Here is a 24,691-nt window from a genome sequence, read left to right on the forward strand (position 1 = left end):
CGCTCTCGTAGAAGCCGGGGGTTGTCGTAAGAGCTGGCTTGCCAGCGAAGGCATCGGCAAGGTCGGTGCAAGGCTCGAGGGCCCCTTCGCCGGCAAGCCGGCTCCTAGGGGTTCAGGCTCAACTTTTTTTTTGGCGTGCCGTTAACGGCATATCACGCCAATAAAAAACCAAGAGTGAGCCCCCTATGCGCTTGAGCCTGAAGGCCAAAGTCCTGTCCCTGGCAGTACTCCCGGTACTGCTGTTCGCCCTGGTGATCAGCCTGAGCACCGTGCTCATGCTGCGCCAGCAGGCACAGAAGGAAGTCGAGGAAACCCGCAACCGGCTGCTGACTGAAGCCAAGGCCACCCTGCAGAGTTATGTGGAAGTCGCGCTGACTACCGTCAAGCCGCTCTACGATGCGGCGGCGCAGGGCGATCAGGCCGCCCGGGCCGAAGTGGTCAAGCTGCTGTCCAATATCAGCTATGGCAAGGACGGCTACTTCTTCGGCTACGACTCCGAGACTGTGCGCCTGTTCAAGGGCAACAGCCCGGACGGCGTGGGCAAGAGCTTCAAGGACAACCGCGACCCCAATGGGGTGTACGTCAACCGCGAGCTGGTGCGGGTCGGCAAGGACGGCAGCCACTATGTGCAATACAGCTCGACCCAGCCGGGCAGCGACGTGCTGGTGCCCAAGCTGGGCTACACCGAGTACCTGCCCAAGTGGGACATGGTGCTGGGCACCTCGGTCAACCTCGATGGCATCGACGCCCAGGTCGCCGCAGTGCAGAGCAGCGTCAACCAGCGCATGGAAGGCATGGTCCTGAGCATCCTCGGGATCGCCGCGGTGGTGCTGGTGGTGATCGCCGCCCTGGGCATGCTGGTGGCCAACACCATGCTGCGCCCGCTGAACCTGATGAAAGCCAACCTCGACGATATCGCCGCCGGCGAGGGCGACCTGACCCGGCGCCTTGCCATTACCAGCCAGGACGAACTGGGGCAGTTGGCCGGCTCGTTCAACCGCTTTGTCGACAAGATCCACGGCCTGGTGCGGCAGATCACCGAGATGACCGGCCAGCTCACCGAGCTGGTGACCCAGGTCTCGGATCAGGCCCAGCGTTCGGAACAGGCCATGGAGCGCCAGCGCCACGAGACCGATCAGGTGGCCACGGCGATCAACGAAATGTCTTCCGCAGCCCATGAGGTGGCCCGCAGCGCCCAGGGCGCAGCCGTTGCCGCCCAGCAGACCGATGAAGAGGGCCAGGCGGCCAAGCGCGTGGTGGATGGCAGCATCCAGCAGATCCATGCGCTGGTCAGCGATATCCGCAATAGCGGTACTTCCCTGGACAGCCTGCAGCAGGACGTGACGTCGATTGTCAGCGTGCTGGACGTGATCCGCTCGATCGCCGAGCAGACCAACCTGCTGGCCCTGAACGCCGCCATCGAAGCGGCTCGGGCCGGGGAGGCCGGGCGCGGTTTTGCAGTGGTGGCCGACGAAGTACGGGCCCTGGCCAGCCGCACCCAGCAGAGCACTCAGGAAATCCAGGGCATGATCGACCGCCTGCAGCAGGGCACCCGGGTGGCGGTGGACGCCATGCGCCGTTCCAGCGATGCCGGCGACGGCACCTCGGTGAAGGCCAACGAAGCCGGGGCGTCGCTGGACACCATGGCCCAGTTGATCGGCACCATCAATTCGATGAACGCGCAGATTGCCAGTGCGGCGGAAGAACAGACTGCGGTGGCCGAGGAGATCAATCGCAGCGTGCATCAGATCGCCGTGGCGGTGGACAGTGTGGCCGATGAAACCCAGCGCGGCGCCCAGACTTCCCGCAGCCTGGCGGACCTGGGTCAGCGCCTGGGGCGGCTGGTGGGACAATTCCGTATCTGAGGGCGGGGCGCCGGTGGCTGGTGTAGCCGCTGCCAAGCCTGCGAGGCTGCGAGAAGGCCCGAAGGGCCTTGTGTGGCGGTCTTTTGGCAGCCCGCCAGAAGGTCCCACCGCCCCCGTCAGCAGCTACATCAGGGTGTTAACTGCACGGCTCAGGCACTGATATCGCGCATCAGCAGGCCAAAGCGCAGGTCCACCTGATCAGGGATCGGCAGGTACACCGTATGGCCGTCCCCTGGCGCCACTTCGATGGCTTCGCCCTTGGCGTTCTGCAACTGGTGCAGGTCGAAGTGGAAGTTGCCCCGAGGGGTCATCAGTTCCATGTGATCGCCCAGGGCGAAACGGTTTTTCACCTTCACTTCGGCCAGGCGGTCGCGGCGTTCGCCGGTCAGTTCACCGACGAACTGCTGGCGCTCCGACACCGAGCTGCCGTTCTGGTAGTTCTGATACTCGTCATGCACATGCCGGCGCAGGAAACCCTCGGTGTAGCCGCGCTGGGCCAGGGACTCCAGATCGCTCATCAACTGGCGGTCGAACTCGCGGCCAGCGGCGGCATCGTCGATGGCCCGGCGATAGACCTGGGTGGTGCGTGCGCAATAGAAGTGCGACTTGGTGCGCCCCTCGATCTTCAGCGAGTGCACGCCCATGCGGGTCAGGCGCTCCACGTGCTGCACCGCCCGCAGGTCCTTGGCGTTCATGATGTAGGTGCCGTGCTCGTCTTCGAAGGCCGGCATCAGCTCGCCCGGGCGATTGGCTTCCTGCAGCAGGAACACCTGGTCGGTGGGGGCGCCCAGGCCCAGGGTCGGCTCCGGCTGGTAGCTCTGCACGATGTCGCCCACGGCATTCTCGGTGGCCGCCTGGGCGCTGTATTTCCAGCGGCAGGCATTGGTGCAGGTGCCCTGGTTGGCATCGCGCTTGTTCATGTAGCCCGACAGCAGGCAACGCCCGGAGTAGGCCATGCACAGCGCCCCGTGGACGAAGACTTCCAGCTCCATGCCCGGCACCTGCTGGCGGATTTCCTCGATCTCCTCCAGGGACAGTTCCCGGGACAGGATGATCCGGGTCAGGCCCTGCTGCAGCCAGAACTCGACGCTGGCCCAGTTCACCGTGTTGGCCTGCACCGAGAGGTGGATCGGCATCTGCGGGAAGTGCCGGCGTACCAGCATGATCAGCCCCGGGTCGGACATGATCAGCGCATCCGGAGCCATCTCGATCACCGGCGCCAGGTCCTTGAGGAAGGTCTTGAGCTTGGCATTGTGTGGGGCGATGTTGACCACCACGTAGAAGCGCTTGCCCTGGGCCTGGGCCTCGCGGATACCGAGGGCCAGGTTGGCATGGTCGAATTCGTTGTTGCGTACCCGCAGGCTGTAGCGCGGCTGGCCGGCGTACACCGCGTCGGCGCCGTAGGCGAAGGCGTAGCGCATGTTCTTCAGGGTGCCGGCGGGGGCCAGGAGTTCGGGTTTGGCGAGGGGCGTCATGGGGCTGTCGGTCGCAAAAGGTCGCGAGGGTAAGCCAGTGCGCTAGGGTATTCATTGATCTGGATCTATGCCGACAGCAGAAAAAACGGCACTCGGCGCCGCGGCCGGGGACTAAGCCTCAGGACGCTGATTTTCCGCGTGACAGACCTGGACCTGTAGATGAACCAAACCAACCTGCAAAACAAAAGCCTGCTGCTGTTGCTGGCACTGGTGACCCTGGCCTTTATCTGGATTCTGCTGCCGTTCTACGGTGCGCTGTTCTGGGCAGTGATCCTGGGCATTGTCTTCGCCCCCTTGCAGCGTCGGCTGCAGGCCCGCTTCGGCTGGCAGCGCAACTTGACGTCCCTGTGCACCCTATTGATCTGCCTGGTGATCGCGATTCTGCCGGTGATCATCACCAGCGTGCTGCTGGTGCAGGAGGGGGCCGAGCTGTACAAGAAAATCGAAAGCGGCCAGCTGGATATCGCCGCCTACCTGGCTCAGTTCAAGCACAGCCTGCCGCCGTACTTCCAGCACCTGCTGGACCGCTTCGGCCTGGGCGAACTCAAGGGGCTGCAGGAGAAGGTGGTCAAGAGCGCGATGCAGGGCAGCCAGTACCTGGCGACCCAGGCTTTCAGCTTCGGCCAGGGCACCTTCGAGTTCGTGGTGAGCTTCTTCATCATGCTCTACCTGCTGTTCTTCTTTCTGCGCGACGGCCCGGAGCTGGTGCGCAAGATCCGCACCGCCGTGCCCCTGGCGGAATACCAGAAGCGCCGCCTGCAATTGAAGTTCAACCGAGTGGTGCGGGCCACGGTCAAGGGCAATGTGCTGGTGGCGGTGACCCAGGGCGCCCTGGGGGGCTTGATCTTCTGGTTCCTCGACATTCCCAGCGCCTTGCTCTGGGCGGTGCTGATGGCGTTCCTGTCACTGTTGCCGGCCGTGGGGGCGGGGATTGTCTGGGGGCCGGTGGCGGCCTACTTCCTGATCAGCGGAGCGATCTGGCAAGGGGTGGTGCTGGGGCTGTTCGGGGTGTTCGTGATCGGCCTGGTGGATAACCTGCTGCGGCCGATCCTGGTGGGCAAGGATACCAAGATGCCGGACTACCTGATCCTGATCTCGACCCTGGGAGGGCTGGCGATCTTCGGCCTCAACGGCTTTGTCATCGGGCCCCTGATTGCCGCGCTGTTCATGTCCAGCTGGGCCCTGTTCGTCGAGACCCGGCCCCGGGTGCAGTTGCCCTAGGGCTGGACGATGCGCAGCGCCAGTTGCCGGGACAGGGTCTGGGCGGCGGGCAGGGAGGTCAGCGGGCCGCTGACCATCTCGCCGTCGCGCACCAGGTACCAGCAAGCCAGCAACCCCAGTTCCCTGAGCGATGCGGGGACCGCGCTGCCAATGACGGACATGATCTGAATCTTGGGCATGACAACCTCCTCGATCTGAGGGGGTTACCTTACAAAGCCCCAAGTGCTACGAAAAATCACCCAATCTGATAGTGGACATTGATGCCGGTGCTACCGCAGCCGGCAGTTCAGTCCACCACCTGGTCGAGCATGTGCAGCACTTCCTGCTCGTTGAGCAGGCCCTTGCGCACCAGGTTCTGGGCCAGCAGCGAGAGGAACTTGGCGCTGCGGTGGCCTTCCAGGTGCTTGAGTTCGGTCAGGGCGTCGTACACCCGGCTGGAGGTGCAGAGGCCGGCGACGCGGTGCGGGTTTTGCGTGGGCATGGATTCGTCCTTGTTGTTATGGGCCTGTGGCGAGCGGACTGTGTCGATCTTGTCGTCCTTGAATGACACAAACATGACAGTCGCATGTCGCTCACCGCAGCCGTGGGATCAGTACACTATTGCCGGATTTAAACGCAAATACTGTTCCAGTCACGACATGCTTGAGAATTATTCAGACATTCGGATAGTGGCAAAATGCAACAAGCCCCGCTTTGGGGGCGGGGCCTGTTGTTTGATTCTGCCAGTGCTTACCAGCGGCCGGGACCCGGGCCGTAGTAGTAATGCGGGTGGCCGTAGTAACCGCGAGGTGGCCCGTAGTACACCGGTGCCGGGCGGTAGTAGACCGGTTGCTGCACATAGACCGGTGCCGGCTGGTAGTAGACCGGTGGTGGCGGTGCGGCATAGACCGGCTGCGGTTGGACATACACCGGCGCTTGCTGCACATAGACCGGGCGATCCTGGTTGGCGATCACCGAACCCACTACGGCAGCGCCGACAACAGCACCCAAGGCGGCGGGCCCGACCCAGCCACCACCACCGTGGGCTGAAGCCTGGCCTGCGACAGCGAGTGCACCAATGAGCAAGGCTATCTTGGGGATTTTGGAGATCATGGTCATTCCTCGGTTCAACCCCAGCGTTTATGGTCTGCACCAGACTCAAGAACTGACGCGGGGATACTTCTAAGACAGCGGTTCCTGCGAAATCTGCACAGCCGCTGAGTAAATATTGTGTAAGGTCTGTACCGGTCTCTTTACCGTCATCCCTGGGCGGTGGCGAAGGCCGGTGAACACGCGCCGATATGATCAGGCCAAGCGGCGCGCCAGACCAATCCCGTCCATCTGAAAGTGCCGAGCGAGGAAACTGATATGCAAATGAACCCCAACAAAGACACTCAGTTGTGCATGTCCTTGTCCGGGCGCCCGGGGAATTTCGGCCTGCGTTTTCACAACCACCTGTATGAGCAGTTGGGTCTCAATTTCTACTACAAGGCCTTCAGCAGCCAGGACCTGCCCGGCGCCGTCGCCGGGATCCGGGCGCTGGGCATCCGCGGTTGCGGGGTGTCCATGCCGTTCAAGGAAGACTGCATCGCCCTGGTGGATGAGCTGGATGCCTCGGCCCGGGCCATTGCCTCGATCAATACCATCGTCAACACCAACGGCCATCTCAAGGCCTACAACACCGACTACATCGCCGTGGCGCAATTGCTTGCGGGCCACGGGGTGCCTCGAGAGTCGAGCTTTGCCCTGCGCGGCAGCGGCGGCATGGCCAAGGCCGTGGCCAGTGCCTTGCGTGATGGTGGTTATGCCAACGGGGTGATCGTGGCCCGCAACGAAGTGGCCGGGCGCGCCCTGGCCAGCTCCCTGGGTTATGAGTGGCAGGCCGAGTTGGGCAGCCTGCGGCCGCAGATGCTGATCAACGTCACCCCGATCGGCATGAGCGGCGGGCCAGAGGCGCAGCAGCTGGCGTTCGACGCCGAGGCGATAAAGGCGGCGCAGACGGTGTTCGACGTGGTGGCGGTGCCGCCGGAGACGCCGTTGATCCTGCGGGCCCGGGCCGAGGGCAAGCAGGTCATCACCGGGCTGGAAGTGATTGCCATCCAGGCGCTGGAGCAGTTCGTGCTTTATACCGGGGTGCGCCCGAGCGAAGAGCAGTTCCAGAAGGCCGTGGCCTTCGCCCGCCCCTGAGCCCGAAGCCCTGTCACCGCTGCCGCAGGCCGCGACAAGGCCAGCAGGGACCTGAAGCCCCCTTCGAGGTCGATCGCAGCCTGCGGCAGCGGCTCCGGGGTTCAGCCTTCGAGTTGGGCCAGGCGCTCTTCCAGGGCAGCGATCCGCGCTTCCAGTTCTTCGATGCGTTCCACTGAAACCGCGCCGCCGGCGCTGCGCTCAACCGGGTTGCTGCGGGCGGCGAGGATTGCCTCGATGTCCGCCGGGTCACCCAGGGCGTGGGTATAACGGTCTTCGCGCTGGCCGGCCTGCCGCGGAATGTGCAGGGCCAGGCCCCGGGCAATCAGGCGTTCGAGCTGGTGCAGGACCTGTTCGCTGTCTTCGAAATCATGCATGCGCCCGCTACGGGTCAGCAGTTCGTTGACCGTCTGCGGGCCACGCAGGAACATCAGGCCGCACAGGATCAGTTGCGCCGGCACCAGTTCCAGGGCCTTGTCCAGGCGCTGTTCCCAGCGATCGGCGCGGCTGCCCATCACCAGGCGGGTGAAGCCCCGGGCTTCGAGGGCACGCAGGCTTTGCCCGACCTGACCCTGGGTCAGGTTCATCACCGGTTCGCGGCTGGTTTTCTGATTGCAGGCAATCACCAGGGCGTTGAGGGTCAGGGGATAGGTTTCCGGGCTGGTGGCCTGCTTTTCGATCAACGAACCCAGGATGCGGATATCGGTACTGCTCAAGCGCAGTGCTTCACCGGGTGTGTCGTGCTCGCTGCTCATAAGTGCTGGTCCCTTGGTCACTGATGGATGGATCGTGAAAAAAAACGCCACCGGGCGCTGGAACAGCGTCCGGGTTTTCTGCGTGGCCGGGTCGGCCACTTTCGAGGGGCTCTGTTTTACCTCCAGAACCCGGATCTTGCCATCAGAACTTGGCGCGGCCCGCGCCGGCGCCGGTTGACCGGGCCGCCCCCGCCACCATGCTTTGGGCGAGGGCGGCCGGTTCAGCTGGGTTGCGGATCTGTTGCAGGCTGTGTCGTACGGGGTGAGTCGGCTGCCTGCGGGGTTTGGCCCGCGGTCTCCAGGCACTGGCGGGCAAACCGGGCGAGGCCCAGCAGGGCGTTTCTCGCGGAGCGCAGGTAGAACGCCTGCAACTGGAACACGTGCCAGCGGCCCTGGTGGATTTCCAACTGGCAAGCCACCCCGGACTGCCTGGCACGCTCAGCCAGGCGCGTGGAGTCGGATAGCAGCAGTTCCTGGTCGCCCACCTGGATCAGCATCGGTGGCAAGCCGCGCAGGTCTGCTTCCAGGGGGCGGTGGCTCAGTGCTTGAACGGGCGCTGCGTAGGCCTTGAGGGCTTGCTCCAGCCAGTCGCGGCGGATCATCGGATCGGCCTCCTGGCGCGATTGCATGCTGGCGCCGCCCAGGTCCGGATCGGTGACCGGCGACAGCAGCATCAGCCCGGCGGCAATCTCGTCACCACGCTCCTTCAGGGACAGGGCCAGGGCCAGCACCAGGGCGCCGCCGGCGGAGTCGCCGGCAATCAGCAGCTTGTCCGCCGGGCAGAGCTGGGCGCGGATCGCGTCGTAACAGGCCAGGCAATCCTCCAGCGCGGCGGGGTAGGGGTGTTCCGGGGCCAGCCGGTAGTCCGGCACCCACACCGCGCAGCCGCTGTCCCTGGCCAGGCGGCTGGTGACGCTGTAGTGAGAGCGCGGGCTGCCCAGGCAGAAGGCGCCACCGTGCAGGTAGAGAATCACCCCCTTGGGCGCCCTGGTTCCGGGTTCGACAATCTGCAACGAGAGCCCGTCCAACTGCATGCTCCGGCGGTTCACGCCCAGGCAGCCGGGCATCAGCCATGACAACCGGTCGACTATCTTGCGCTGGCTGGCCAGGGGCCGGGGCGGGCCGATCAAGGCCCTGAAACTGACCCGCAGGAAAACCCGCAGGAAGGCTGCGTTGGCCCGCTCCAACCAGTCCCGGGGGGCGGCTATGCGTTGCCCGTTGCAGGCTGGGGATTGGGTGTCCAGCGGGCTGGACAGGCGATAGGCCGCCAGCCCGGCATAGCGCGCCAGCCAGCGGTAGGACCAGGTGAAGCCTGGCCAGTTGGTGCTGTTGTGCCCCCGTTCGTCGACATACCAGCTCTTGCAGCCGCTCCACACCGAAGTGGCCAGGCGGCGCTGGATGCCCAGTTGAAAGCGCTGGTGGCGCTGCTCGTCCACTTCCACATGGCTGGCGCCGCTGTCCAGCAGGGCCTGGCGGGCCTGCATGACGTGGGAAATCTGGCTTTCCAGCATATGGATGATGGAGTTGTGGCCCAGGTTGGTGTTGGGCCCGTAGAGCATGAAGAAGTTGGGAAAACCCGGCACGCTGATGCCCAGGTAGGCCGCCGCGCCACCTTGCCAGGCCTGGTTCAGGTCGAGCCCGTCGCGTCCGGTGATGCGCATGGGCGAGAGGAACTCGGTGGCGGCGAAACCGGTGCCATAGATGATCGCGTCCACGGCGTGTTCCTCGCCGTCCAGGGTTTCGATGCCGTGCTCGGTGATCTGCCGGATGCCTCGGGTCAGCAGGTGCACATGGGGCAGGTCGAAGGTCTTGAGGTAGTCGTTGGACAGCAGGATGCGCTTGCAGCCGATGGGGTAGTCCGGGGTCATCTGGCGGCGCAGTTCGGGGCTGGCGACCGAGGTGTGCAGCAGCTTCTTGAACGGGCCACCGACCACCCATTTGGTCAGGTCCTGCAGGCGCGTGAAGCCCAAAGCCCGGGATTCGAAGTGCAGGTAGTGGGCCGCACGCACCAGCTTCATCTTCCAGGGTTGGCGCAGGAAGCGCTGCTTTTCCTCGGCACTGTAGGGGCGGTCGGCCTTGGGCATGATGTAGGCCGGTGAGCGTTGGAAGACCTTGAGTTCGGCCACCTGCCTGGCAACCTCCGGGACGAACTGGATGGCCGAGGCGCCGGTGCCGATCACCGCCACCCGCTTGCCCGCCAGGGGATAGTCATGATCCCAGTGGGCGGAGTGGAAGACCCGGCCGCGGAAGCTGGCCATGCCCGGCAGGTCGGGCAGGGCCGGGCGGCTCAACTGGCCGGTGGCGCTGATCAGCAGGCGGGCGGCATGGCGCTGGCCATCGGCGCAGGTGACATGCCAGCAGGCATTGGCGGTATCGAATTCGGCATGGCGCACCTCGGCGCCGAAGCGGATATAGGGTGTGAGCTCATAGACGCCGGCACAATGTTGCAGGTAACCATGGATTTCTGCCTGGGGCGCGAACACTCGGGACCAGTGCGGGTTGGGTTCGAAGGAAAACGAATACAGGTGCGAGGGCACGTCGCAGGCAGCGCCGGGATAGCTGTTGTCGCGCCAGACGCCGCCCACGTCCTGGCCTTTTTCAAGAATGACGAAACGGTGCACGCCCGCCTTGCGCAGGGCGATGGCCATGCCCAGGCCGCCAAAGCCGCTGCCGATGATGATGGCCTCCAGCGGTGTGGCCGAGTCGGGGGCGGGGTGTGTAGCAGGTGCGAATTCGCGCATGACGACCTCGTTGTTATTGTTGTGCGGCGCAGGGTTGATGCTCCCGGGGCCACTTCCTTGTTTCTGCGGTGCAGCCCCGATCAGTGAAGCATGCGGGGAATAAACCGTGGACCCCATGCTGTAACGGGACAAGTGCTTTAGTATTTGGGCCAACACCTTTCTTCACGAGCCGCGCCCATGAGCACTCAGTCGTTCACCCGGGGACCGTCCAGCGCCTTGCTGCTGCTCGGTTTCGGCTGCGAAAAGGGCTTGGCGCCAGCGCGGTTGCTGGCCGGTTGCGGGCTGTCCCGGGAGCAGTTGCAAAACCCCAACAGCCTGCTGTCGGCGGCCCAGGAGTTGCGCCTGGCCAGTAACCTGCTGGCGCTGCTCGGCCAGCCCCGGGGCCTGGGGTATGCAGTGGGTGCGCGTTATCACTTCTCCACCTATGGCCTGTTCGGCTACGGCCTGATCAGCAGCGCCACCCCGGCGGATGCCCTGGCCCTGGCCTTGCGCTTCCTGCCGCTGACCTATGCCTTTGCCGAGATCGGCTACCGGCTGGAGCCGGGGCTCGGGGTGCTGACCTTTGCCGAGCCTCGGGTGGCGGACCCCTTGTTGGCGCAGTTCCTGTTACAGCGGGACATGGCGGCCGCCGCGACGCTGATGCAGGAAATAGTCGGTGCGGATTTTCGCCTGCTGCGTTTCGGTCGCAGTGTCAGCCCTGAGCTGGAAGGGGACGAGCCGGCGCAGATTCTCGGGGTGCCCGCCGACTATCGGGCCGACGCCAATACCCTGGCATTCGACCGGCGTTTCCTGCACCGGCCCTTGCCCCAGGCCAACCCGCTGACGGTGGCCATGTGCGAGCAGATGTGCGCGCAGTTGCTGGAGCGGCGACAGGCCCATCAGGGGCTTGCCGCGCTGGTCCGCCAGCACCTGGATGCCCTGCCGGCGGCAAGCGTACCGGACTTGCCGGCCATGGCCCGGCTGCTGTGCACCAGCGTGCGGACCTTGAAGCGACGCTTGCAGGAGGAGGGCACCTGCTATCGGCAGGTACTGGCCGGGCATCGAGGCGCCCGGGCCCTGGAGTTGCTGGGCAATCCGCGGCTGAGCCTGTCCCAGGTTGCCGAAAGGCTTGGCTTCAGTGACCTGTCGAGTTTTTCCCAGAGCTTCAAGCGCTGGTTCGGCGTGGCCCCCAGCGTGTATCGCCAGGAGCGCTGCGGATAAAGGCCCCGTGCTGGCGTGCTGTGGCTATAATCGCTGCTCGCTGTATTCCCGCCATTCCCTGTCGAGACTGTCATGACTATTTCCCTGTACGCCGCTTCCGTTCCTGTCTTCAAGCAAATGCTCAATGCCTTGAGCGACGTGCTGCACAAGGCCGAAGCCCACGCCACGGCGAAGAACATCGAGCCCAACGCCCTGCTGCAGGCGCGCCTGTACCCGGACATGTTCCCGCTGGTGCGCCAGGTGCAGATCGCTGTGGACTTCGCCAAGGGCGTATCGGCGCGCCTGGCCGAAGTCGAGCTGCCCAAGTACGACGACACTGAAACCACCTTCGCCGACCTGCAGGCGCTGATCGCCAAGGTCCTGGCCTTTATCGACGGCATCCAACCGGCGCAGATCGATGGCAAGGAAGGCATCGAGATCGTGACCCGTCCGGGCACCCCGAAAGAGAAGCGCTTCAGTGGCCAGTCCTACCTGCTGACCTACGGCCTGCCGCAGTTCTTCTTCCACGTCACCACCACCTACGCAATCCTGCGTCACAACGGTGTGGAAGTGGGCAAGCGCGACTACATGGGCGCGTTCTAAACCCCAGGCGATAAAAAAGCCCGGCCAGGTTGACCCTGGCCGGGCTTTTTTGTGGCCGTTGGATCAGGCGGCTTGCGCCTTGTCTTCCTGGGCCATGCACGCGGCGGCGGTGAAGAGTACGTCGGTGGAGGAATTCAGCGCGGTTTCCGCCGAATCCTGCAGCACGCCGATGATGAAGCCCACGGCCACCACCTGCATGGCGATTTCGCTGGGAATGCCGAACAGGCTGCAGGCCAGGGGAATCAGCAGCAGCGAGCCGCCGGCCACGCCGGAAGCACCGCAGGCGCAGATGGCCGCGACCACGCTGAGCAGCACGGCGGTGGGCAGGTCGACGGCGATACCGAGGGTGTGCACGGCGGCCAGGGTCAGCACGGTAATGGTGATTGCCGCGCCGGCCATGTTGATGGTGGCGCCCAGCGGGATCGACACCGAGTAGGTGTCTTCATGCAGGCCCAGGCGCTTGCTCAGTTCCAGGTTGACTGGAATGTTGGCCGCCGAGCTGCGGGTGAAGAAGGCGGTGATGCCACTTTCGCGCAGGCAGGTCAGCACCAGCGGGAAGGGGTTGCGGCGAATCTTCCAGAACACGATCAGCGGGTTCATCACCAGGGCCACGAACAGCATGCAGCCGATCAGGACCGCCAGCAGGTGCAGGTAGCCGAGCAGGGCGTTGAAGCCCGAGGTGGCCAGGGTCGAGGCCACCAGGCCGAAGATCCCCAGGGGCGCGAAGCGGATCACCACGCGCACGATGACAGTGACCCCGTTGGACAGGTCATCGAGCACGGTGCGGGTGGTCTCGCCGGCATGACGGATGGCCACGCCCATGCCAATGGCCCAGGCCAGGATGCCGATGAAGTTGGCGTTCATCAGGGCGCTGACCGGGTTGTCCACCACGCTCAGCAGCAGGCTTTGCAGCACTTCGGTGATCCCGCCGGGCGCGCTGATGGCCACGTCGTGGGTCGACAGCACCAGGGCGGAAGGAAACAGGCTGCTGGCGATCACCGCGACCACGGCGGCGGCGAAGGTACCCAGCAGGTAGAGCACCAGGATCGGCCGGATATGGGTTTCCTGGCCGTGCTTGTGGTTGGCGATGGAGGCCATCACCAGCACGAACACCAGGATCGGGGCCACGGCCTTGAGCGCCGAGACGAATACCTTGCCGATAAAGGTGGTGGATTTCGCCACCTCCGGTGCCAGCAGTGCCAGGGCGATACCGGCGATCAGGCCGATAACGATCTGCGTGACCAGGCTCAGGCGTTTGAGGGAATGCAGAAAGGAAGGGGGTGAAGCGCTCATAGCGGTATCTCTGTTTTTTTTAATGTGCGGAGCCTGCCGGTCGCCAGCGCCGGTGGTTGAACCGCCAGGCACAGACGCAGTCTGAAAAGGCGACGGGCGATCGAGACGTTTGAAGGGTAGACGAACTCGACAGGGCCTGTTTTCAGCAGGGGGCGGACTTTATCACAGCAGGCCGGGGTTACCGTGTCGATGTGACGATCTGCCACTTGCCCCTTGCAGAGCCGTGCACGCGGTGGTTGCCCGGAGCCGGGCGCACTCTGTTAAGATTCGCCATCCCCTTTTTCTATCCAGTCAGCGGGCCCTTCGGGCTGTCGCTGCTGTCGCTGTTTCTGGAGTTCTGCATGCTGTTGCCCATCCTGCTGTTGTCGGCCGCCGGTTTTACCGTGCTGACCACGGAGTTCATCATCGTCGGCCTGTTGCCGTCGATTGCCCGCGACCTGCAGGTCAGCGTGTCCCAGGCCGGGCTGCTAGTGACCCTGTTCGCCTTTACCGTGGCTGCCTTCGGGCCATTTCTGACCGCCTACTTCGCGCGTTTTCCCCGCAAGAAGCTGTTTATCAGCGTGCTGGTGATGTTCGGCCTGGCCAATACCCTGGCGGCGCTGGCGCCGAACATCTGGGTGATGTCCCTGGCGCGGCTGGTGCCGGCCCTGGGGTTGCCGGTGTTCTGGGCCCTGGCCAGCGAGACGGCGGTGGACATCGTCGGCCCGGACTACGCCGGGCGGGCGATTGCCAAGATCGGCTTCGGCATTGTCTGCGCCACGGTGTTCGGGATTCCCGTGGGCACCCTGATTGCCGATGCGTTCGGCTGGCGCAGCGCCTTCGGCATCCTGGCGGTGGTGGCGTTCGCCAAGGCCCTGTTGCTGTTTATCTACCTGCCGCAAACCCGCCTGCACAACGAGCAGGTGAGCCTGCGGGCGCAGTTTCGCATCCTGCGCAGCCCGCTGATGCAAGGGCATGTGCTGCTGTCGATCCTGGTATTTAGCGGCATGTTTACTGCCTACACCTACCTGGCGGACATACTCGAGCGCCTGGCCGGGTTCGACGGTGCATTGGTGGGCTGGTGCCTGATGGGCTTTGGCGCGGTGGGCCTGATCGGCAATTCCCTGGGCGGCCGGGCGGTGGACCGTCACCCGCTGATCGCCTCCATGGTGTTCTGCGCACTGATGATCGGCGGCATGGTAGCCCTGGTGCCGAGCATTCATTCGACCCTGGGGCTGGCAGCGGCCATGGCCATCTGGGGCGTGACCCAGGCGGCGATGTTCCTGGTGAGCCATGTGCGCTTGATCAAGGCGGCTCCCCAGGCGCCGGCCTTCGCCGCTTCGTTGAACATTGCCGGGGCCAACCTGGGCATTGGCCTGGGGGCAATGGTCGGCGGCCGGGTGATCGATACCCTGGGCCTGGGCAGCCTGGGGTTCGCGGCCTCGGGTTTCATTCTGCTGTCGATCGCCCTGGCGCTGCTGCTGATGAAGCTCAAAGCGCCGAGTGCCTGCGCTTCCTGATCAGAGATTGAGGGGCGTGAACAATTCCCGTCGCGCCCCTTCGGTAATGGCCACGATGCCGGGGTGCTTGACCTTGCGCTCCACGGAAATGGCGTAGAACGACTCGGCCACGGCATCGGTCTGGCCAATCAGTTGCACTCCGTACTGGTGCATGACCTCGTCGGCAATCACGCTGGGGGCGATGAAGATTCCACTGCCGGATTGGCCAAAGGCCTGCATCAGGGCGCTGTCGTCGAATTCACCGATGATCCGTGGCTGCAACTGTTGCTCGGCGAACCAGCGCAGCAGGCGGCTGCGGACCACGGTTTCCTGCCCGGGAATCAGCAGTGGCGCGCCGTGCAGGCCCCGGGGGAAGTCAGCGCCGTGCCGCCGCGCCAGCTCCTCGGTGGCGAAGAAACTGATGCCGCATTCCCCGAGCTTCTGGCTGTAGCCCTTGATGTCCAGGTGCGAGGGCATCGGGCTGTCGGAAATCACCAGGTCCAGGCGCTGGATGGCCAGGTCCGCCAGCAGGCGTTCGAGCTTGTCTTCGCGACAGGTCAGGCGGATCGGCTCGCTGAGCTCCATGGTCGGGGCGATCAGGCGATAGACGATGGACTTGGGCACCACATCCGCCACGCCGACCCGGAACTGGATCTGCTGTTCGTCGGGGCGGGCGCGGAGCATGGCTTCCAGCTCGCCCCCGAGCTGGAACATCTGCTCGGCGTAGGGCAGGGCCTGGCGTCCGGCTTCGGTCAGCTCCAACTGGCGGCCAACCCGGCGAAACAATTCGATGCCGTAAGTCTGTTCCAGCAGGCTGATCTGGCCGCTGATGGTTTGCGGGGTCAGGTTCAACTGGTCGCAGGCGCGGACGATGCTGCCGGTCTTGGCCACAACCCAGAAATAATGCAGCTGGCGGTAGTTGAGCATGGGCACATTCAGTTCGTAAAAAGCGAAGTATAACTGCTAAAAAAACGAATTTTCCTGAAGTATCACTCTCCTTAGAATGCCTCGCTATCGCCGGGGCCCTACTTGGTCCCGTCCGATCTATCGAGGAATACGGCATGTCTTTCAAAACCTTGGGCGCAGCGTCGCTGCTGGCCCTGTCTATGCTGACCCTGGCGGGTTGTGACCAGGCGGAAAAAAGCGCGCAGCAGATGCTGGGCAAGGCGGCGGAGTCGGCCAAGCAGGCCATCGACGATACCCACAAAGCGGCGGAACAGGCGCTCAGCGATGCGACTCAGAGCGTGACCGGCAAGGAAAAGCCAGAGGACGACAGCGAGAAGAAACCAGCGCCTGCGTCCCAGGAAATCTGATCTTTCATACAACCGAGTCAGGATTGACCCATGGATTACCTTTTACAGCTCGCTGCAAGCCCCACCGCCTGGGTCGCCCTGGCCACCCTGGTGGTGATGGAGATCGTGCTTGGCATCGATAACCTGATCTTTATCTCCATCCTCACCAACAAGTTGCCGCAAAAGCATCGGGCCAAGGCACGACGCATCGGTATCGGCATGGCCTTGATCCTGCGCCTGGCGCTGCTCAGTACCATTGCGTTCATCGTCCAGCTCACTGAGCCGGTGATTGAAGTGATGGGGCAGAGTTTCTCCTGGAAGGACATGATCCTGATTGCCGGTGGCCTGTTCCTGGTGTGGAAAGCCACCACGGAAATCCACCACAGCATGGACCCTGAACCTGAGCAGGCCAAGAACGAGACTCCGGGCGTGGCTATCGGCTTTGCCGCAGCGATCGGTCAGATCCTGTTGCTGGACATGGTGTTCTCCATCGACAGCATCATTACTGCAGTCGGCATGACCGAGCATTTGCCGATCATGATCATTGCCGTGGTGGTGTCGGTGCTGGTGATGCTGCTGGCGGCCGAACCGCTGGCCAAGTTCATCAATGACAACCCGACCGTGGTGATGCTGGCCCTGGGTTTCTTGATCATGATCGGCATGACCCTGATCGCCGAAGGTTTCGGCGCCCATGTGCCCAAGGGCTATGTGTATGCGGCGATGGCCTTCTCGGCGGCCATTGAGAGTCTCAACATGCTGGCCCGCCGGGCCCGGCAGAAGCGTCAGGCGGCCCATAGCGACGCTTGATCCGCAGCCATGACTGGCGGCCGCCTGTACTCCTTGGAGTCAGGCGGCCGCTTTGTTTCAGGGGTAGGGGAAACCTTGATCAGTGGGCAGCGGCAGGACGCCGGGCGCTCTTTCCAGCCTTGATGGCGGGGGCTGCTTGCCGGGGCTGATGATGGTGGCGGCGGGTGATGCGCAGCACGCCCCAGAGCATAGCGGCGGCTACCGCCAGCCAGCCGAGGATCAGCATCAGGATGGTCGTTGTCAGGCTCATAAGTGCCTCCTTTATGCCCCGTGCGGGGCACACACTCTTAACAATCGACAGTCTAGTAGCCTATGTGTTTCAAGCTATTGACCAATAGTCGAGAGTCTTCGAACACTTCGCTCTATGGTTTTCAATTAACTGGCGCCTAACGCTATACCCTTGCCCGCGGGCGCCCTATTATCAGGGCCCCAGCCGGAGGCGGGTCGCCCGGTGTCTGAATAGAGAGCAAAGATGGTGCGGGTATTTCCTCGGTTTCGAGTGGCGCTGCTGGCCAGCGCCTGTGTCTTGGCCCTAGCCGGTTGTGCCGGTAGCGTGCAGCCTGACATCCAGCGCCTGCCGGAACGTGTCGAACTCAACAGCGTGCCGTCTTTCCGTGGCCAGATGTACCAGAGCGGCCCAGGTGCACTGGCCAGCATGCTGTCGCAGCAGGGCGTGGTGATCACGCCCGGTCTGCTGGACAAGCCATTGCATCTGCCGGGTGCCGAGGCGCAGTTGCAGCAGAACATGCAGAACCTGGCGCGTGAATACGGCATGGTCGTCTATCCCCTGGATAACCAATTGTCGGCGTTGCTGACGCAGGTGGCGGCGGGTTACCCGGTGCTTGTACGCTTTACCGAGGGTTCGACATTCTGGGCTGAGCCGCGCTACGCCGTACTGGCCGGCTACAACCGCGACAAGCAGACAGTGCTGTTGCGTGGGGCGAAAAGCCGTCGGCAACTGATGAGCTTCAGCGAGTTCGAGTCATCCTGGAAGAGTGCCGGCAGCTTTGCGGTACTGATCCAGGCCCCCAACCAGTTGCCGGCCAAGGTGGATCGCCAGCGTTGGTTGAAAGCCGTCAATGAATTGGCCCAGGCCGGCCAGGAGCAGGCGGCAGCCCGGGCGAGCAAGGCACTGGACAGTCATTGAGTGTGCTACAGACAACAACGGCGCCTGAGGGCGCCGTTGTTTTTTGCCGGGTATCAGTGTGAGGCCTGGGGAGCGGCGACCTGACGGTTCTTCAGGTTCTTGTCCGCTTTGTAGCGCAGGGCGACGTCCGGTACCGAGCCGCTCTTACCGGTTTCGACCCAATTGCGGATGCGGCTGGCATCGGCGAAGTGGGTGTATTTGCCGAAGGCATCGAGAATCACCAGCGCTACCGGGCGATTACCCATGCTGGTGACCAGCACCAGGCAGTGGCCCGCCTGGTTGGTAAAGCCGGTCTTGGTGATCTTGATGTCCCATTTTTCCTTGTTCACCAGATGGTCGGTATTACGGAAGCCCAGGGTGTAGTTGGGCTTGCGAAAGGCTACGGTCTTTTCCTTGGTGGTACTCAGTTCGCTGAGCAGCGGGTACTTGCGCGAAGCCACCAGCAACTTGCTCAGGTCACGGGCGGTGGAAACGTTGTGGATCGACAGGCCTGTAGGCTCCACGTAGCGGGTGTGGGTCATGCCCAGGGACTTGGCCTTGGCGTTCATTGCTGCGATGAACGCTGCGTAGCCGCCCGGGTAATGATGGGCCAGGCTGGCGGCAGCGCGGTTTTCCGAAGACATTAGGGCGATCAGCAGGGTGTCCCGGCGGCTCAGCTCGCTGTTGAGCTTGACCCGGGAGAACACCCCTTTCATTTCCGGGGTATCGCTGATGTTCATGGAGATGTATTCGTCCAGGGGCAGCTTGGCGTCCAGGACCACCATGGCGGTCATCAGCTTGGTCACCGAGGCGATGGGGACTATCACGTCCGGGTTGCTGGAATAGATGACTTTGTTGGTCTGCAGATCCAGCAGCAGGGCGCTGCCGGACGCGATATGCAATTGTGAAGTGTCTCTTGGCGCCGCGGTGGTTTCGCTGGCGTCGACGCTGTGCGCGATCAGTGTGCCGGACACAGCAAACAACAAGCTGAGAATGGAGAGACGAATTTTCACGCGGGCGGACTCGATAAAGAATGGATATGCCGTTGGGTAACGGGCTTTCTGGGAAAAACGTTACATTTTATGAGTATGGCTGAAGAACTGTCGATTGTTCTTCCACGGTCAGCCGAAAGCCCTTAAAAATAAAGAAAAAACACGTTTTTTTCCTGAACGGTAGGGCTTTGCGCAGCAATGGGCGCGGGCTAAGAGTCAGGGGTGATAAAGACCCCGGGCGGCCTTTAATTTCAGAATAAAAAAACCCGCCATTGGCGGGTTTTCTGTTGCGGGGCAGCAAACTCAGCTGTGCAGCGATTCGGCTGCGTACAGCGTGTTTTCCAGCAGGCAGGCGCGGGTCATGGGGCCGACGCCACCAGGTACTGGAGTGATCCAGCCGGCGCGGGGCAGGGCGGTTTCATACACCACATCACCCACCAGCTTGCCGTCGTCCTGGCGATTGATGCCAACGTCGATGACGATTGCGCCTTCCTTGATCCACTCGCCCTTGACCAGGCCCGGCTTGCCGGCGGCTACGACTACCAGGTCGGCACGGCCGACATGACCAGCCAGATCCTTGGTGAAGCGGTGGGTCACGGTCACGGTGCAACCGGCCAGCAGCAACTCCATGGCCATCGGGCGACCAACGATATTGGAAGCGCCGACAACCACTGCATCCATGCCGTACAGATCGGCACCGGTGCTTTCCAGAAGGGTCATGATGCCCTTGGGGGTGCAAGGGCGCAGCAGTGGAATGCGCTGGGCCAGGCGACCGACGTTATAAGGATGGAAACCGTCCACGTCTTTGTCCGGGCGAATACGCTCCAGTAATAGAGAAGCGTCCAGGTGCTCGGGAAGCGGCAACTGCAGCAGGACGCCATCGATGTTCGGGTCATCGTTGAGGCGGTCGATCAAGCCGGCCAGGTCCTCTTGAGTGGTGTTGGCGGGCAAGTCATAGGCTTGGGAAAGGAAGCCGACCTCTTCGCAGTCTTTACGCTTGTGCGAGACATAAACTTGAGAGGCCGGGTCGCTGCCGACCAGAATCACCGCGAGGCCTGGAGTACGCAGGCCTTGCTGGCGACGCTCGGCGACGCGTTTGGCGATCTGCTGGCGCAGGCTAGCGGCGATCGCCTTGCCGTCGATTAGTTGTGCAGTCATGACGCGTGATTAACCATCGAGAGGGTGAGAAAAAGAGAACGCATTCTCGCATGTCGGAACGTGAGGGCAAAGGCGCTTGGTCTGCAAATTCCCCTAAGCCCTTTAATTAAATGAATTTTTTTCAAAAAAGAGTTGACGACCTAACGGACCGTCTATAACATTCGTCGCACTTGTCGGGCACAGCCTAGCACTGGTTAAGAAGGTCGGGCAGAGTTGATGTTTAACTCGTAACGACTGAAAGCAATTAGTTTGTAATCGTTAAAGAATACAGATTAATAAGGCGCCCGTAGCTCAGCTGGATAGAGCATCCGCCTTCTAAGCGGATGGTCGCAGGTTCGAGTCCTGCCGGGTGCGCCATTAGGCAGCTTTGGCACAAGTAACGCAATATGGTGGGCGTAGCTCAGTTGGTAGAGCACAGGATTGTGACTCCTGTTGTCGTGGGTTCGATCCCCATCGTCCACCCCATATTCGAAGAAGGCGCCAGATTAATAGTCTGGCGCCTTTGCTTTAAAAGCTTGTTACGCGGACGTGGTGGAATTGGTAGACACACTGGATTTAGGTTCCAGCGCCGCAAGGTGTAAGAGTTCGAGTCTCTTCGTCCGCACCAATAAAGTAGCTAGTTAATAGCAGATAACGGCGCAGCACCTGAAAAGGGCTGCGCCGTTTTCGTTTCTGGATTTGATACCTCTAAATGGCTGCATCCGATGAGCCGGTTGAGTGGCAGAATGTTGTCCTTTGGTCGTTGAAGGTTCCGGGTTTCAGCTATTGGCTGGCGTTTTTCAGGGGTGTGCTGAACGACTCCTTCTATATATAGAAGGGTTGAAGTAGAGGCCCTGGTTTGGTTCGCAATATTTGCTCTCATGGCGAGGCTCAATCCTTTGTCCCCGCCTTCACATTGCCGGCGGTTTTTTACCCGTTTTCAGTAGGGTGACTTCTTGAGTTTGACCCTCTAGAATGCATGCCCTTGATTCTGGGGTCGGAAAACGGCCGGCTAACGTCTGTGCAACGAGGAATATCCATGCAAGTTTCTGTTGAAAATACTTCTGCTCTTGAGCGCCGCATGAGCATCACCGTGCCGGCTGAGCGCATCGAGAGCCAGGTCAACAAGCGTCTGCAGCAGACTGCCCAAAAGGCCAAGATTCCAGGCTTCCGTCCTGGCAAGGTTCCAATGAGCGTGATCCGTCAGCGTTATGAGGCTGATGCGCGTCAAGAAGCAGTAGGTGATGTGATCCAGGCTTCCTTCTATGAAGCCGTTGTCGAGCAGAAACTGAACCCTGCCGGCGCTCCTTCGGTCGAGCCTAAAGTGCTGGAGAAGGGCAAGGACCTGGAGTACGTTGCCACTTTTGAAGTGTTCCCAGAGTTCACTGTTGCCGGTTTCGAAAACATCGCCGTTGAGCGCCTGAGCGCTGATGTGGCTGATGCCGACCTGGATAACATGCTGGAAATCCTGCGCAAGCAGAACGTGCGTTTTGAAGTGGCCGATCGTGCTGCGCAGAACGACGATCAACTGAACATCGATTTCGTTGGCAAGGTCGACGGTGAAGTCTTCGCTGGCGGTTCGGCCAAGGGTACCCAGCTGGTGCTGGGCTCGGGTCGCATGATTCCTGGCTTCGAAGAAGGCCTGGTAGGCGCCAAGGCGGGTGAAGAGCGCGTCCTGAATCTGACCTTCCCTGAGAACTATCAGAACCTGGACCTGGCCAACAAGGCCGCCGAGTTCACTGTGACTGTCAATAGCGTTTCCGAGCCTAAGCTGCCAGAGCTGACCGAGGAGTTCTTTGCTCAGTTCGGTATCAAGGAGGCAGGTCTGGAAGGCTTCCGCGCCGAAGTTCGCAAGAACATGGAGCGCGAACTGCGTCAGGCCATCAAGTCCAAAGTGAAGAATCAGGTCATGGACGGTCTGCTGGCCTCCAACCCGATCGAAGTGCCGAAGGCGCTGCTGGACAACGAAGTTAACCGTCTGCGCGTTCAAGCTGTCCAGCAATTTGGTGGCAACATCAAGCCGGATCAACTGCCAGCCGAGCTGTTCGAAGAGCAGGCCAAGCGTCGCGTGGTACTGGGTCTGATCGTTGCCGAGGTTGTTAAGCAGTTCGATCTGAAGCCTGATGAAGACCGCGTTCGCGAGCTGATCCAGGAAATGGCTTCGGCTTATCAGGAACCTGAGCAGGTCGTGTCCTGGTACTACAAGAACGAGCAGCAATTGAACGAAGTTCGTTCGGTTGTGCTGGAAGAACAAGTTGTGGATACTGTTCTGCAGAAAGCTAGCGTGACCGACAAATCGGTCTCCTACGAAGAAGCGGTCAAGCCGGTAGAAGCACCTCAAGCCGACTGATTTTCTTCTCGTTCGAAGCACACACCATAAGCCAGCCTTCGCGCTGGCTTATGCGTATTCAAGACGTGACTATTTGGGAGTGACTGCAGAGCATGTTCCGTAATTCGTATATTCAGCAGAACTCTGATATCCAGGCCGCAGGCGGCCTGGTCCCGATGGTTGTCGAGCAGTCCGCTCGTGGCGAGCGCGCCTACGACATCTACTCGCGCCTCCTCAAGGAGCGAGTGATCTTTCTGGTGGGCCCTGTAGAGGACTACATGGCCAACCTGATCTGTGCGCAACTGCTGTTCCTTGAAGCGGAAAACCCGGACAAGGACATCCATCTCTATATCAACTCCCCGGGCGGTTCGGTGACAGCTGGCATGTCGATCTACGACACCATGCAGTTCATCAAGCCTAACGTTTCAACCACTTGTATTGGCCAGGCATGCAGCATGGGCGCGTTCTTGCTGACAGCCGGCGCTCCAGGCAAGCGTTTCTGCCTGCCAAACTCCCGAGTGATGATTCACCAGCCACTGGGCGGTTTCCAGGGCCAGGCATCGGATATTGAAATCCATGCCAAGGAAATCCTCTTCATCCGTGAGCGTCTCAACACGCTGATGGCCAAGCATAGCGGGCGCACCCTGGAAGAAATCGAGCGCGATACCAATCGCGATAACTTCATGAGCGCCGAAGCTGCGCGTGAGTACGGGTTGATCGACGAAGTCATCAACCAGCGCCCCGCTTAAAATAAGCAGCTCAAAATAGGCATGGTCGGTTGTTCCGATCAGTGGCGGGCTTGAAAAAGCCCGCAATAGCCTTCATCTTGTGTTGCAAGCCTATCGGATTTGGATCGAACGAATGACTGACACCCGCAACGGCGAGGACAACGGCAAACTGCTTTATTGCTCCTTCTGTGGCAAAAGCCAGCATGAAGTGCGCAAATTGATTGCCGGCCCCTCGGTCTTTATCTGCGACGAGTGCGTCGACCTGTGCAATGACATCATCCGTGAGGAGGTGCAGGAAGCACAGGCCGAGAGCAGCGCGCATAAATTGCCTTCGCCTAAAGAAATCAGCGGCATCCTTGATCAGTATGTGATTGGTCAGGAGCGTGCAAAAAAGGTTCTAGCAGTAGCGGTGTACAACCACTACAAGCGTCTGAACCAGCGTGACAAGAAGAGTGACGACGTCGAACTTGGCAAGAGCAACATCTTGCTGATCGGCCCTACAGGTTCGGGTAAGACGCTGTTGGCCGAAACCCTGGCTCGCCTGTTGAATGTACCTTTCACCATCGCAGATGCCACTACCCTGACCGAAGCCGGTTATGTGGGGGAAGACGTCGAGAACATCATTCAGAAGTTGCTGCAGAAGTGCGACTACGACGTAGAGAAGGCCCAGATGGGCATTGTCTACATCGATGAGATCGACAAGATTTCCCGCAAGTCTGACAACCCTTCGATTACCCGGGATGTTTCCGGCGAAGGCGTTCAGCAAGCCCTGTTGAAGTTGATTGAAGGCACGGTTGCCTCCGTTCCTCCGCAAGGTGGTCGCAAGCATCCGCAGCAGGAATTCCTGCAGGTCGATACCCGTAACATCCTGTTCATCTGTGGTGGTGCGTTCTCGGGTCTGGAAAAGGTTATTCAAAACCGTTCCACCAAGGGCGGCATCGGTTTCAACGCAGAAGTTCGCAGCAAGGAAGAAGGCAAGAAAGTCGGTGAGTCCCTGCGTGAAGTCGAGCCTGACGATCTGGTCAAGTTCGGTCTGATCCCGGAATTCGTCGGTCGTCTGCCTGTCCTGGCGACCTTGGATGAGTTGGACGAAGCGGCATTGATTCAGATCCTCACCGAACCGAAGAACGCCTTGACCAAGCAGTACGCCAAGTTGTTCGAGATGGAAGGTGTTGACCTGGAGTTCCGTACCGATGCCTTGAAGTCCGTCGCCAAGCGAGCCCTTGAACGCAAGACTGGTGCTCGTGGCCTGCGCTCCATTCTTGAAGGTGTTCTGCTCGACACTATGTATGAAATCCCCTCGCAGTCCGAGGTGAGTAAAGTAGTGATCGACGAAAGCGTTATTGAAGGCAAGTCCCAGCCACTGTACATCTATGAGAACAGTGAGCCGACGGCCAAGGCGGCGCCAGACGCGTAAGCGTCGCGCTGTTGGAATGAAAGAAGGGGCCTTCGGGCCCCTTTGTTTTTAGCGCCTTAAAGTGCTGTCTTTGAGCTTGTTTTTTTTCCA

Annotated in this window: 23 protein-coding genes and 3 tRNA genes; 15 read left to right on the forward strand and 11 right to left on the reverse strand. The window is 61.6% G+C overall.

All coding sequences use genetic code 11. The features are described from left to right. Nucleotides 1-185 precede the first annotated feature (185 nt). Nucleotides 186-1,865, forward strand: coding sequence for a methyl-accepting chemotaxis protein (locus tag BM382_RS25680; RefSeq protein WP_011062295.1), 1,680 nt, complete (start codon nt 186-188; stop codon nt 1,863-1,865). Nucleotides 1,866-2,014: 149 nt separating this feature from the next. On the opposite strand, the gene yegQ is transcribed toward BM382_RS25680, so the two are convergent. Beyond that, the gene (gene yegQ / locus BM382_RS25685) at nt 2,015-3,340 is read right to left on the reverse strand and encodes a prephenate-dependent tRNA uridine(34) hydroxylase TrhP (protein ID WP_072444584.1); all 1,326 of its coding nucleotides are present in this window, start codon (nt 3,338-3,340) and stop codon (nt 2,015-2,017) included. A 159-nt stretch (nt 3,341-3,499) separates the two neighbouring features. On the opposite strand from yegQ, the gene BM382_RS25690 reads away from it, so the two are divergent. Then, the gene (locus BM382_RS25690; RefSeq protein WP_011062293.1) at nt 3,500-4,561 is read left to right on the forward strand and encodes an AI-2E family transporter; all 1,062 of its coding nucleotides are present in this window, start codon (nt 3,500-3,502) and stop codon (nt 4,559-4,561) included. On the opposite strand, the gene BM382_RS25695 is transcribed toward BM382_RS25690, so the two are convergent. From BM382_RS25695 to BM382_RS25705, 3 genes are all read right to left on the reverse strand, one after another. Further along, on the reverse strand, nt 4,558-4,740 hold the full coding sequence (locus BM382_RS25695; protein WP_011062292.1) for a hypothetical protein: 183 nt from the start codon (nt 4,738-4,740) through the stop codon (nt 4,558-4,560). The two genes, BM382_RS25690 and BM382_RS25695, sit on opposite strands and share 4 nt — an antisense overlap. Before the next feature lie 107 nt (nt 4,741-4,847). Further along, nucleotides 4,848-5,042 carry a hypothetical protein gene (locus BM382_RS25700; protein WP_011062291.1) on the reverse strand — a complete coding sequence of 65 codons (195 nt, stop codon included), beginning with the start codon at nt 5,040-5,042 and terminating at the stop codon, nt 4,848-4,850. 248 nt (nt 5,043-5,290) lie between these two features. Next, nucleotides 5,291-5,659, reverse strand: coding sequence for a hypothetical protein (locus tag BM382_RS25705; protein WP_015636359.1), 369 nt, complete (start codon nt 5,657-5,659; stop codon nt 5,291-5,293). A gap of 249 nt (nt 5,660-5,908) precedes the next feature. Here BM382_RS25705 and BM382_RS25710 point away from each other — a divergent pair, with 249 nt between their 5' ends. Continuing rightward, on the forward strand, nt 5,909-6,727 hold the full coding sequence (locus BM382_RS25710; RefSeq protein WP_011062289.1) for a shikimate 5-dehydrogenase: 819 nt from the start codon (nt 5,909-5,911) through the stop codon (nt 6,725-6,727). A gap of 101 nt (nt 6,728-6,828) precedes the next feature. Here BM382_RS25710 and BM382_RS25715 read toward each other — a convergent pair whose 3' ends face one another. Both BM382_RS25715 and BM382_RS25720 read right to left on the reverse strand, forming a co-directional pair. Further along, a complete protein-coding gene (locus BM382_RS25715; RefSeq protein ID WP_011062288.1) occupies nt 6,829-7,479 on the reverse strand; it encodes a YceH family protein in 651 nt (216 codons plus the stop codon). A gap of 221 nt (nt 7,480-7,700) precedes the next feature. Beyond that, the gene (locus BM382_RS25720; RefSeq protein WP_072444581.1) at nt 7,701-10,220 is read right to left on the reverse strand and encodes a flavin-containing monooxygenase; all 2,520 of its coding nucleotides are present in this window, start codon (nt 10,218-10,220) and stop codon (nt 7,701-7,703) included. A 177-nt stretch (nt 10,221-10,397) separates the two neighbouring features. Here BM382_RS25720 and BM382_RS25725 point away from each other — a divergent pair, with 177 nt between their 5' ends. Continuing rightward, nucleotides 10,398-11,420, forward strand: a complete 1,023-nt coding sequence (locus tag BM382_RS25725) for an AraC family transcriptional regulator (protein ID WP_072444579.1) — start codon at nt 10,398-10,400, stop codon at nt 11,418-11,420. 72 nt (nt 11,421-11,492) lie between these two features. Next, nucleotides 11,493-12,002, forward strand: a complete 510-nt coding sequence (locus BM382_RS25730; protein WP_011062285.1) for a DUF1993 domain-containing protein — start codon at nt 11,493-11,495, stop codon at nt 12,000-12,002. 63 nt (nt 12,003-12,065) lie between these two features. On the opposite strand, the gene sstT is transcribed toward BM382_RS25730, so the two are convergent. Next, nucleotides 12,066-13,295, reverse strand: coding sequence for a serine/threonine transporter SstT (gene sstT, locus BM382_RS25735; RefSeq protein ID WP_011062284.1), 1,230 nt, complete (start codon nt 13,293-13,295; stop codon nt 12,066-12,068). Between the two features lie 341 nt (nt 13,296-13,636). Here sstT and BM382_RS25740 point away from each other — a divergent pair, with 341 nt between their 5' ends. After that, a complete protein-coding gene (locus BM382_RS25740; RefSeq protein WP_011062283.1) occupies nt 13,637-14,794 on the forward strand; it encodes an MFS transporter in 1,158 nt (385 codons plus the stop codon). Here the strand turns inward: BM382_RS25740 and nhaR are convergent, their stop codons facing one another. After that, nucleotides 14,795-15,700 carry a transcriptional activator NhaR gene (nhaR, locus tag BM382_RS25745; RefSeq protein ID WP_011062282.1) on the reverse strand — a complete coding sequence of 302 codons (906 nt, stop codon included), beginning with the start codon at nt 15,698-15,700 and terminating at the stop codon, nt 14,795-14,797. It lies immediately after the preceding gene. Between the two features lie 134 nt (nt 15,701-15,834). On the opposite strand from nhaR, the gene BM382_RS25750 reads away from it, so the two are divergent. Both BM382_RS25750 and BM382_RS25755 read left to right on the forward strand, forming a co-directional pair. Further along, nucleotides 15,835-16,086: a hypothetical protein gene (locus BM382_RS25750; RefSeq protein WP_011062281.1), complete on the forward strand. Its 252-nt coding sequence runs from the start codon at nt 15,835-15,837 to the stop codon at nt 16,084-16,086. A 30-nt stretch (nt 16,087-16,116) separates the two neighbouring features. Then, entirely contained in the window at nt 16,117-16,872 is a 756-nt protein-coding gene (locus BM382_RS25755; RefSeq protein ID WP_011062280.1) for a TerC family protein, read from the forward strand. Nucleotides 16,873-16,951: 79 nt separating this feature from the next. Here the strand turns inward: BM382_RS25755 and BM382_RS31935 are convergent, their stop codons facing one another. Continuing rightward, nucleotides 16,952-17,122: a hypothetical protein gene (locus BM382_RS31935; protein WP_011062279.1), complete on the reverse strand. Its 171-nt coding sequence runs from the start codon at nt 17,120-17,122 to the stop codon at nt 16,952-16,954. A 222-nt stretch (nt 17,123-17,344) separates the two neighbouring features. Here BM382_RS31935 and BM382_RS25760 point away from each other — a divergent pair, with 222 nt between their 5' ends. Then, nucleotides 17,345-18,019, forward strand: a complete 675-nt coding sequence (locus tag BM382_RS25760; RefSeq protein WP_011062278.1) for a peptidase C39 family protein — start codon at nt 17,345-17,347, stop codon at nt 18,017-18,019. A 53-nt stretch (nt 18,020-18,072) separates the two neighbouring features. On the opposite strand, the gene pbpG is transcribed toward BM382_RS25760, so the two are convergent. Both pbpG and folD read right to left on the reverse strand, forming a co-directional pair. Further along, nucleotides 18,073-19,011: a D-alanyl-D-alanine endopeptidase gene (gene pbpG / locus BM382_RS25765; RefSeq protein WP_011062277.1), complete on the reverse strand. Its 939-nt coding sequence runs from the start codon at nt 19,009-19,011 to the stop codon at nt 18,073-18,075. 282 nt (nt 19,012-19,293) lie between these two features. Then, on the reverse strand, nt 19,294-20,148 hold the full coding sequence (folD, locus tag BM382_RS25770) for a bifunctional methylenetetrahydrofolate dehydrogenase/methenyltetrahydrofolate cyclohydrolase FolD (protein ID WP_011062276.1): 855 nt from the start codon (nt 20,146-20,148) through the stop codon (nt 19,294-19,296). A gap of 280 nt (nt 20,149-20,428) precedes the next feature. Here folD and BM382_RS25775 point away from each other — a divergent pair. From BM382_RS25775 to clpX, 6 genes are all read left to right on the forward strand, one after another. Then, nucleotides 20,429-20,505, forward strand: a tRNA-Arg gene (locus tag BM382_RS25775). Between the two features lie 32 nt (nt 20,506-20,537). Next, nucleotides 20,538-20,613: transfer RNA gene (locus BM382_RS25780), tRNA-His, on the forward strand. A gap of 57 nt (nt 20,614-20,670) precedes the next feature. Then, a tRNA-Leu gene (locus BM382_RS25785) sits at nt 20,671-20,755 on the forward strand. Between the two features lie 411 nt (nt 20,756-21,166). After that, a complete protein-coding gene (tig, locus tag BM382_RS25790) occupies nt 21,167-22,477 on the forward strand; it encodes a trigger factor (protein ID WP_011062275.1) in 1,311 nt (436 codons plus the stop codon). A gap of 92 nt (nt 22,478-22,569) precedes the next feature. Next, complete coding sequence (gene clpP / locus BM382_RS25795; RefSeq protein ID WP_011062274.1) at nt 22,570-23,205, forward strand: ATP-dependent Clp endopeptidase proteolytic subunit ClpP; 636 nt, start codon at nt 22,570-22,572, stop codon at nt 23,203-23,205. A gap of 112 nt (nt 23,206-23,317) precedes the next feature. Beyond that, on the forward strand, nt 23,318-24,601 hold the full coding sequence (clpX, locus tag BM382_RS25800) for an ATP-dependent Clp protease ATP-binding subunit ClpX (RefSeq protein ID WP_011062273.1): 1,284 nt from the start codon (nt 23,318-23,320) through the stop codon (nt 24,599-24,601). Nucleotides 24,602-24,691: the final 90 nt, after the last annotated feature.

It is taken from the genome of Pseudomonas sp. NFPP25 (assembly GCF_900116505.1).
GTDB lineage: Bacteria > Pseudomonadota > Gammaproteobacteria > Pseudomonadales > Pseudomonadaceae > Aquipseudomonas > Aquipseudomonas protegens.

Excerpts from the sequence above, each read along its gene's own strand:
- BM382_RS25680 (WP_011062295.1), top strand. The coding sequence starts at position 186 with ATGCGCTTGAGCCTGAAGGCCAAAGTCCTGTCCCTGGCAGTACTCCCG.
- yegQ (WP_072444584.1), bottom strand. The coding sequence starts at position 3,340 with ATGACGCCCCTCGCCAAACCCGAACTCCTGGCCCCCGCCGGCACCCTG.
- BM382_RS25690 (WP_011062293.1), top strand. The coding sequence starts at position 3,500 with ATGAACCAAACCAACCTGCAAAACAAAAGCCTGCTGCTGTTGCTGGCA.
- BM382_RS25695 (WP_011062292.1), bottom strand. The coding sequence starts at position 4,740 with ATGCCCAAGATTCAGATCATGTCCGTCATTGGCAGCGCGGTCCCCGCA.
- BM382_RS25700 (WP_011062291.1), bottom strand. The coding sequence starts at position 5,042 with ATGCCCACGCAAAACCCGCACCGCGTCGCCGGCCTCTGCACCTCCAGC.
- BM382_RS25705 (WP_015636359.1), bottom strand. The coding sequence starts at position 5,659 with ATGACCATGATCTCCAAAATCCCCAAGATAGCCTTGCTCATTGGTGCA.
- BM382_RS25710 (WP_011062289.1), top strand. The coding sequence starts at position 5,909 with ATGCAAATGAACCCCAACAAAGACACTCAGTTGTGCATGTCCTTGTCC.
- BM382_RS25715 (WP_011062288.1), bottom strand. The coding sequence starts at position 7,479 with ATGAGCAGCGAGCACGACACACCCGGTGAAGCACTGCGCTTGAGCAGT.
- BM382_RS25720 (WP_072444581.1), bottom strand. The coding sequence starts at position 10,220 with ATGCGCGAATTCGCACCTGCTACACACCCCGCCCCCGACTCGGCCACA.
- BM382_RS25725 (WP_072444579.1), top strand. The coding sequence starts at position 10,398 with ATGAGCACTCAGTCGTTCACCCGGGGACCGTCCAGCGCCTTGCTGCTG.
- BM382_RS25730 (WP_011062285.1), top strand. The coding sequence starts at position 11,493 with ATGACTATTTCCCTGTACGCCGCTTCCGTTCCTGTCTTCAAGCAAATG.
- sstT (WP_011062284.1), bottom strand. The coding sequence starts at position 13,295 with ATGAGCGCTTCACCCCCTTCCTTTCTGCATTCCCTCAAACGCCTGAGC.
- BM382_RS25740 (WP_011062283.1), top strand. The coding sequence starts at position 13,637 with ATGCTGTTGCCCATCCTGCTGTTGTCGGCCGCCGGTTTTACCGTGCTG.
- nhaR (WP_011062282.1), bottom strand. The coding sequence starts at position 15,700 with ATGCTCAACTACCGCCAGCTGCATTATTTCTGGGTTGTGGCCAAGACC.
- BM382_RS25750 (WP_011062281.1), top strand. The coding sequence starts at position 15,835 with ATGTCTTTCAAAACCTTGGGCGCAGCGTCGCTGCTGGCCCTGTCTATG.
- BM382_RS25755 (WP_011062280.1), top strand. The coding sequence starts at position 16,117 with ATGGATTACCTTTTACAGCTCGCTGCAAGCCCCACCGCCTGGGTCGCC.
- BM382_RS31935 (WP_011062279.1), bottom strand. The coding sequence starts at position 17,122 with ATGAGCCTGACAACGACCATCCTGATGCTGATCCTCGGCTGGCTGGCG.
- BM382_RS25760 (WP_011062278.1), top strand. The coding sequence starts at position 17,345 with ATGGTGCGGGTATTTCCTCGGTTTCGAGTGGCGCTGCTGGCCAGCGCC.
- folD (WP_011062276.1), bottom strand. The coding sequence starts at position 20,148 with ATGACTGCACAACTAATCGACGGCAAGGCGATCGCCGCTAGCCTGCGC.
- tig (WP_011062275.1), top strand. The coding sequence starts at position 21,167 with ATGCAAGTTTCTGTTGAAAATACTTCTGCTCTTGAGCGCCGCATGAGC.
- clpP (WP_011062274.1), top strand. The coding sequence starts at position 22,570 with ATGTTCCGTAATTCGTATATTCAGCAGAACTCTGATATCCAGGCCGCA.
- clpX (WP_011062273.1), top strand. The coding sequence starts at position 23,318 with ATGACTGACACCCGCAACGGCGAGGACAACGGCAAACTGCTTTATTGC.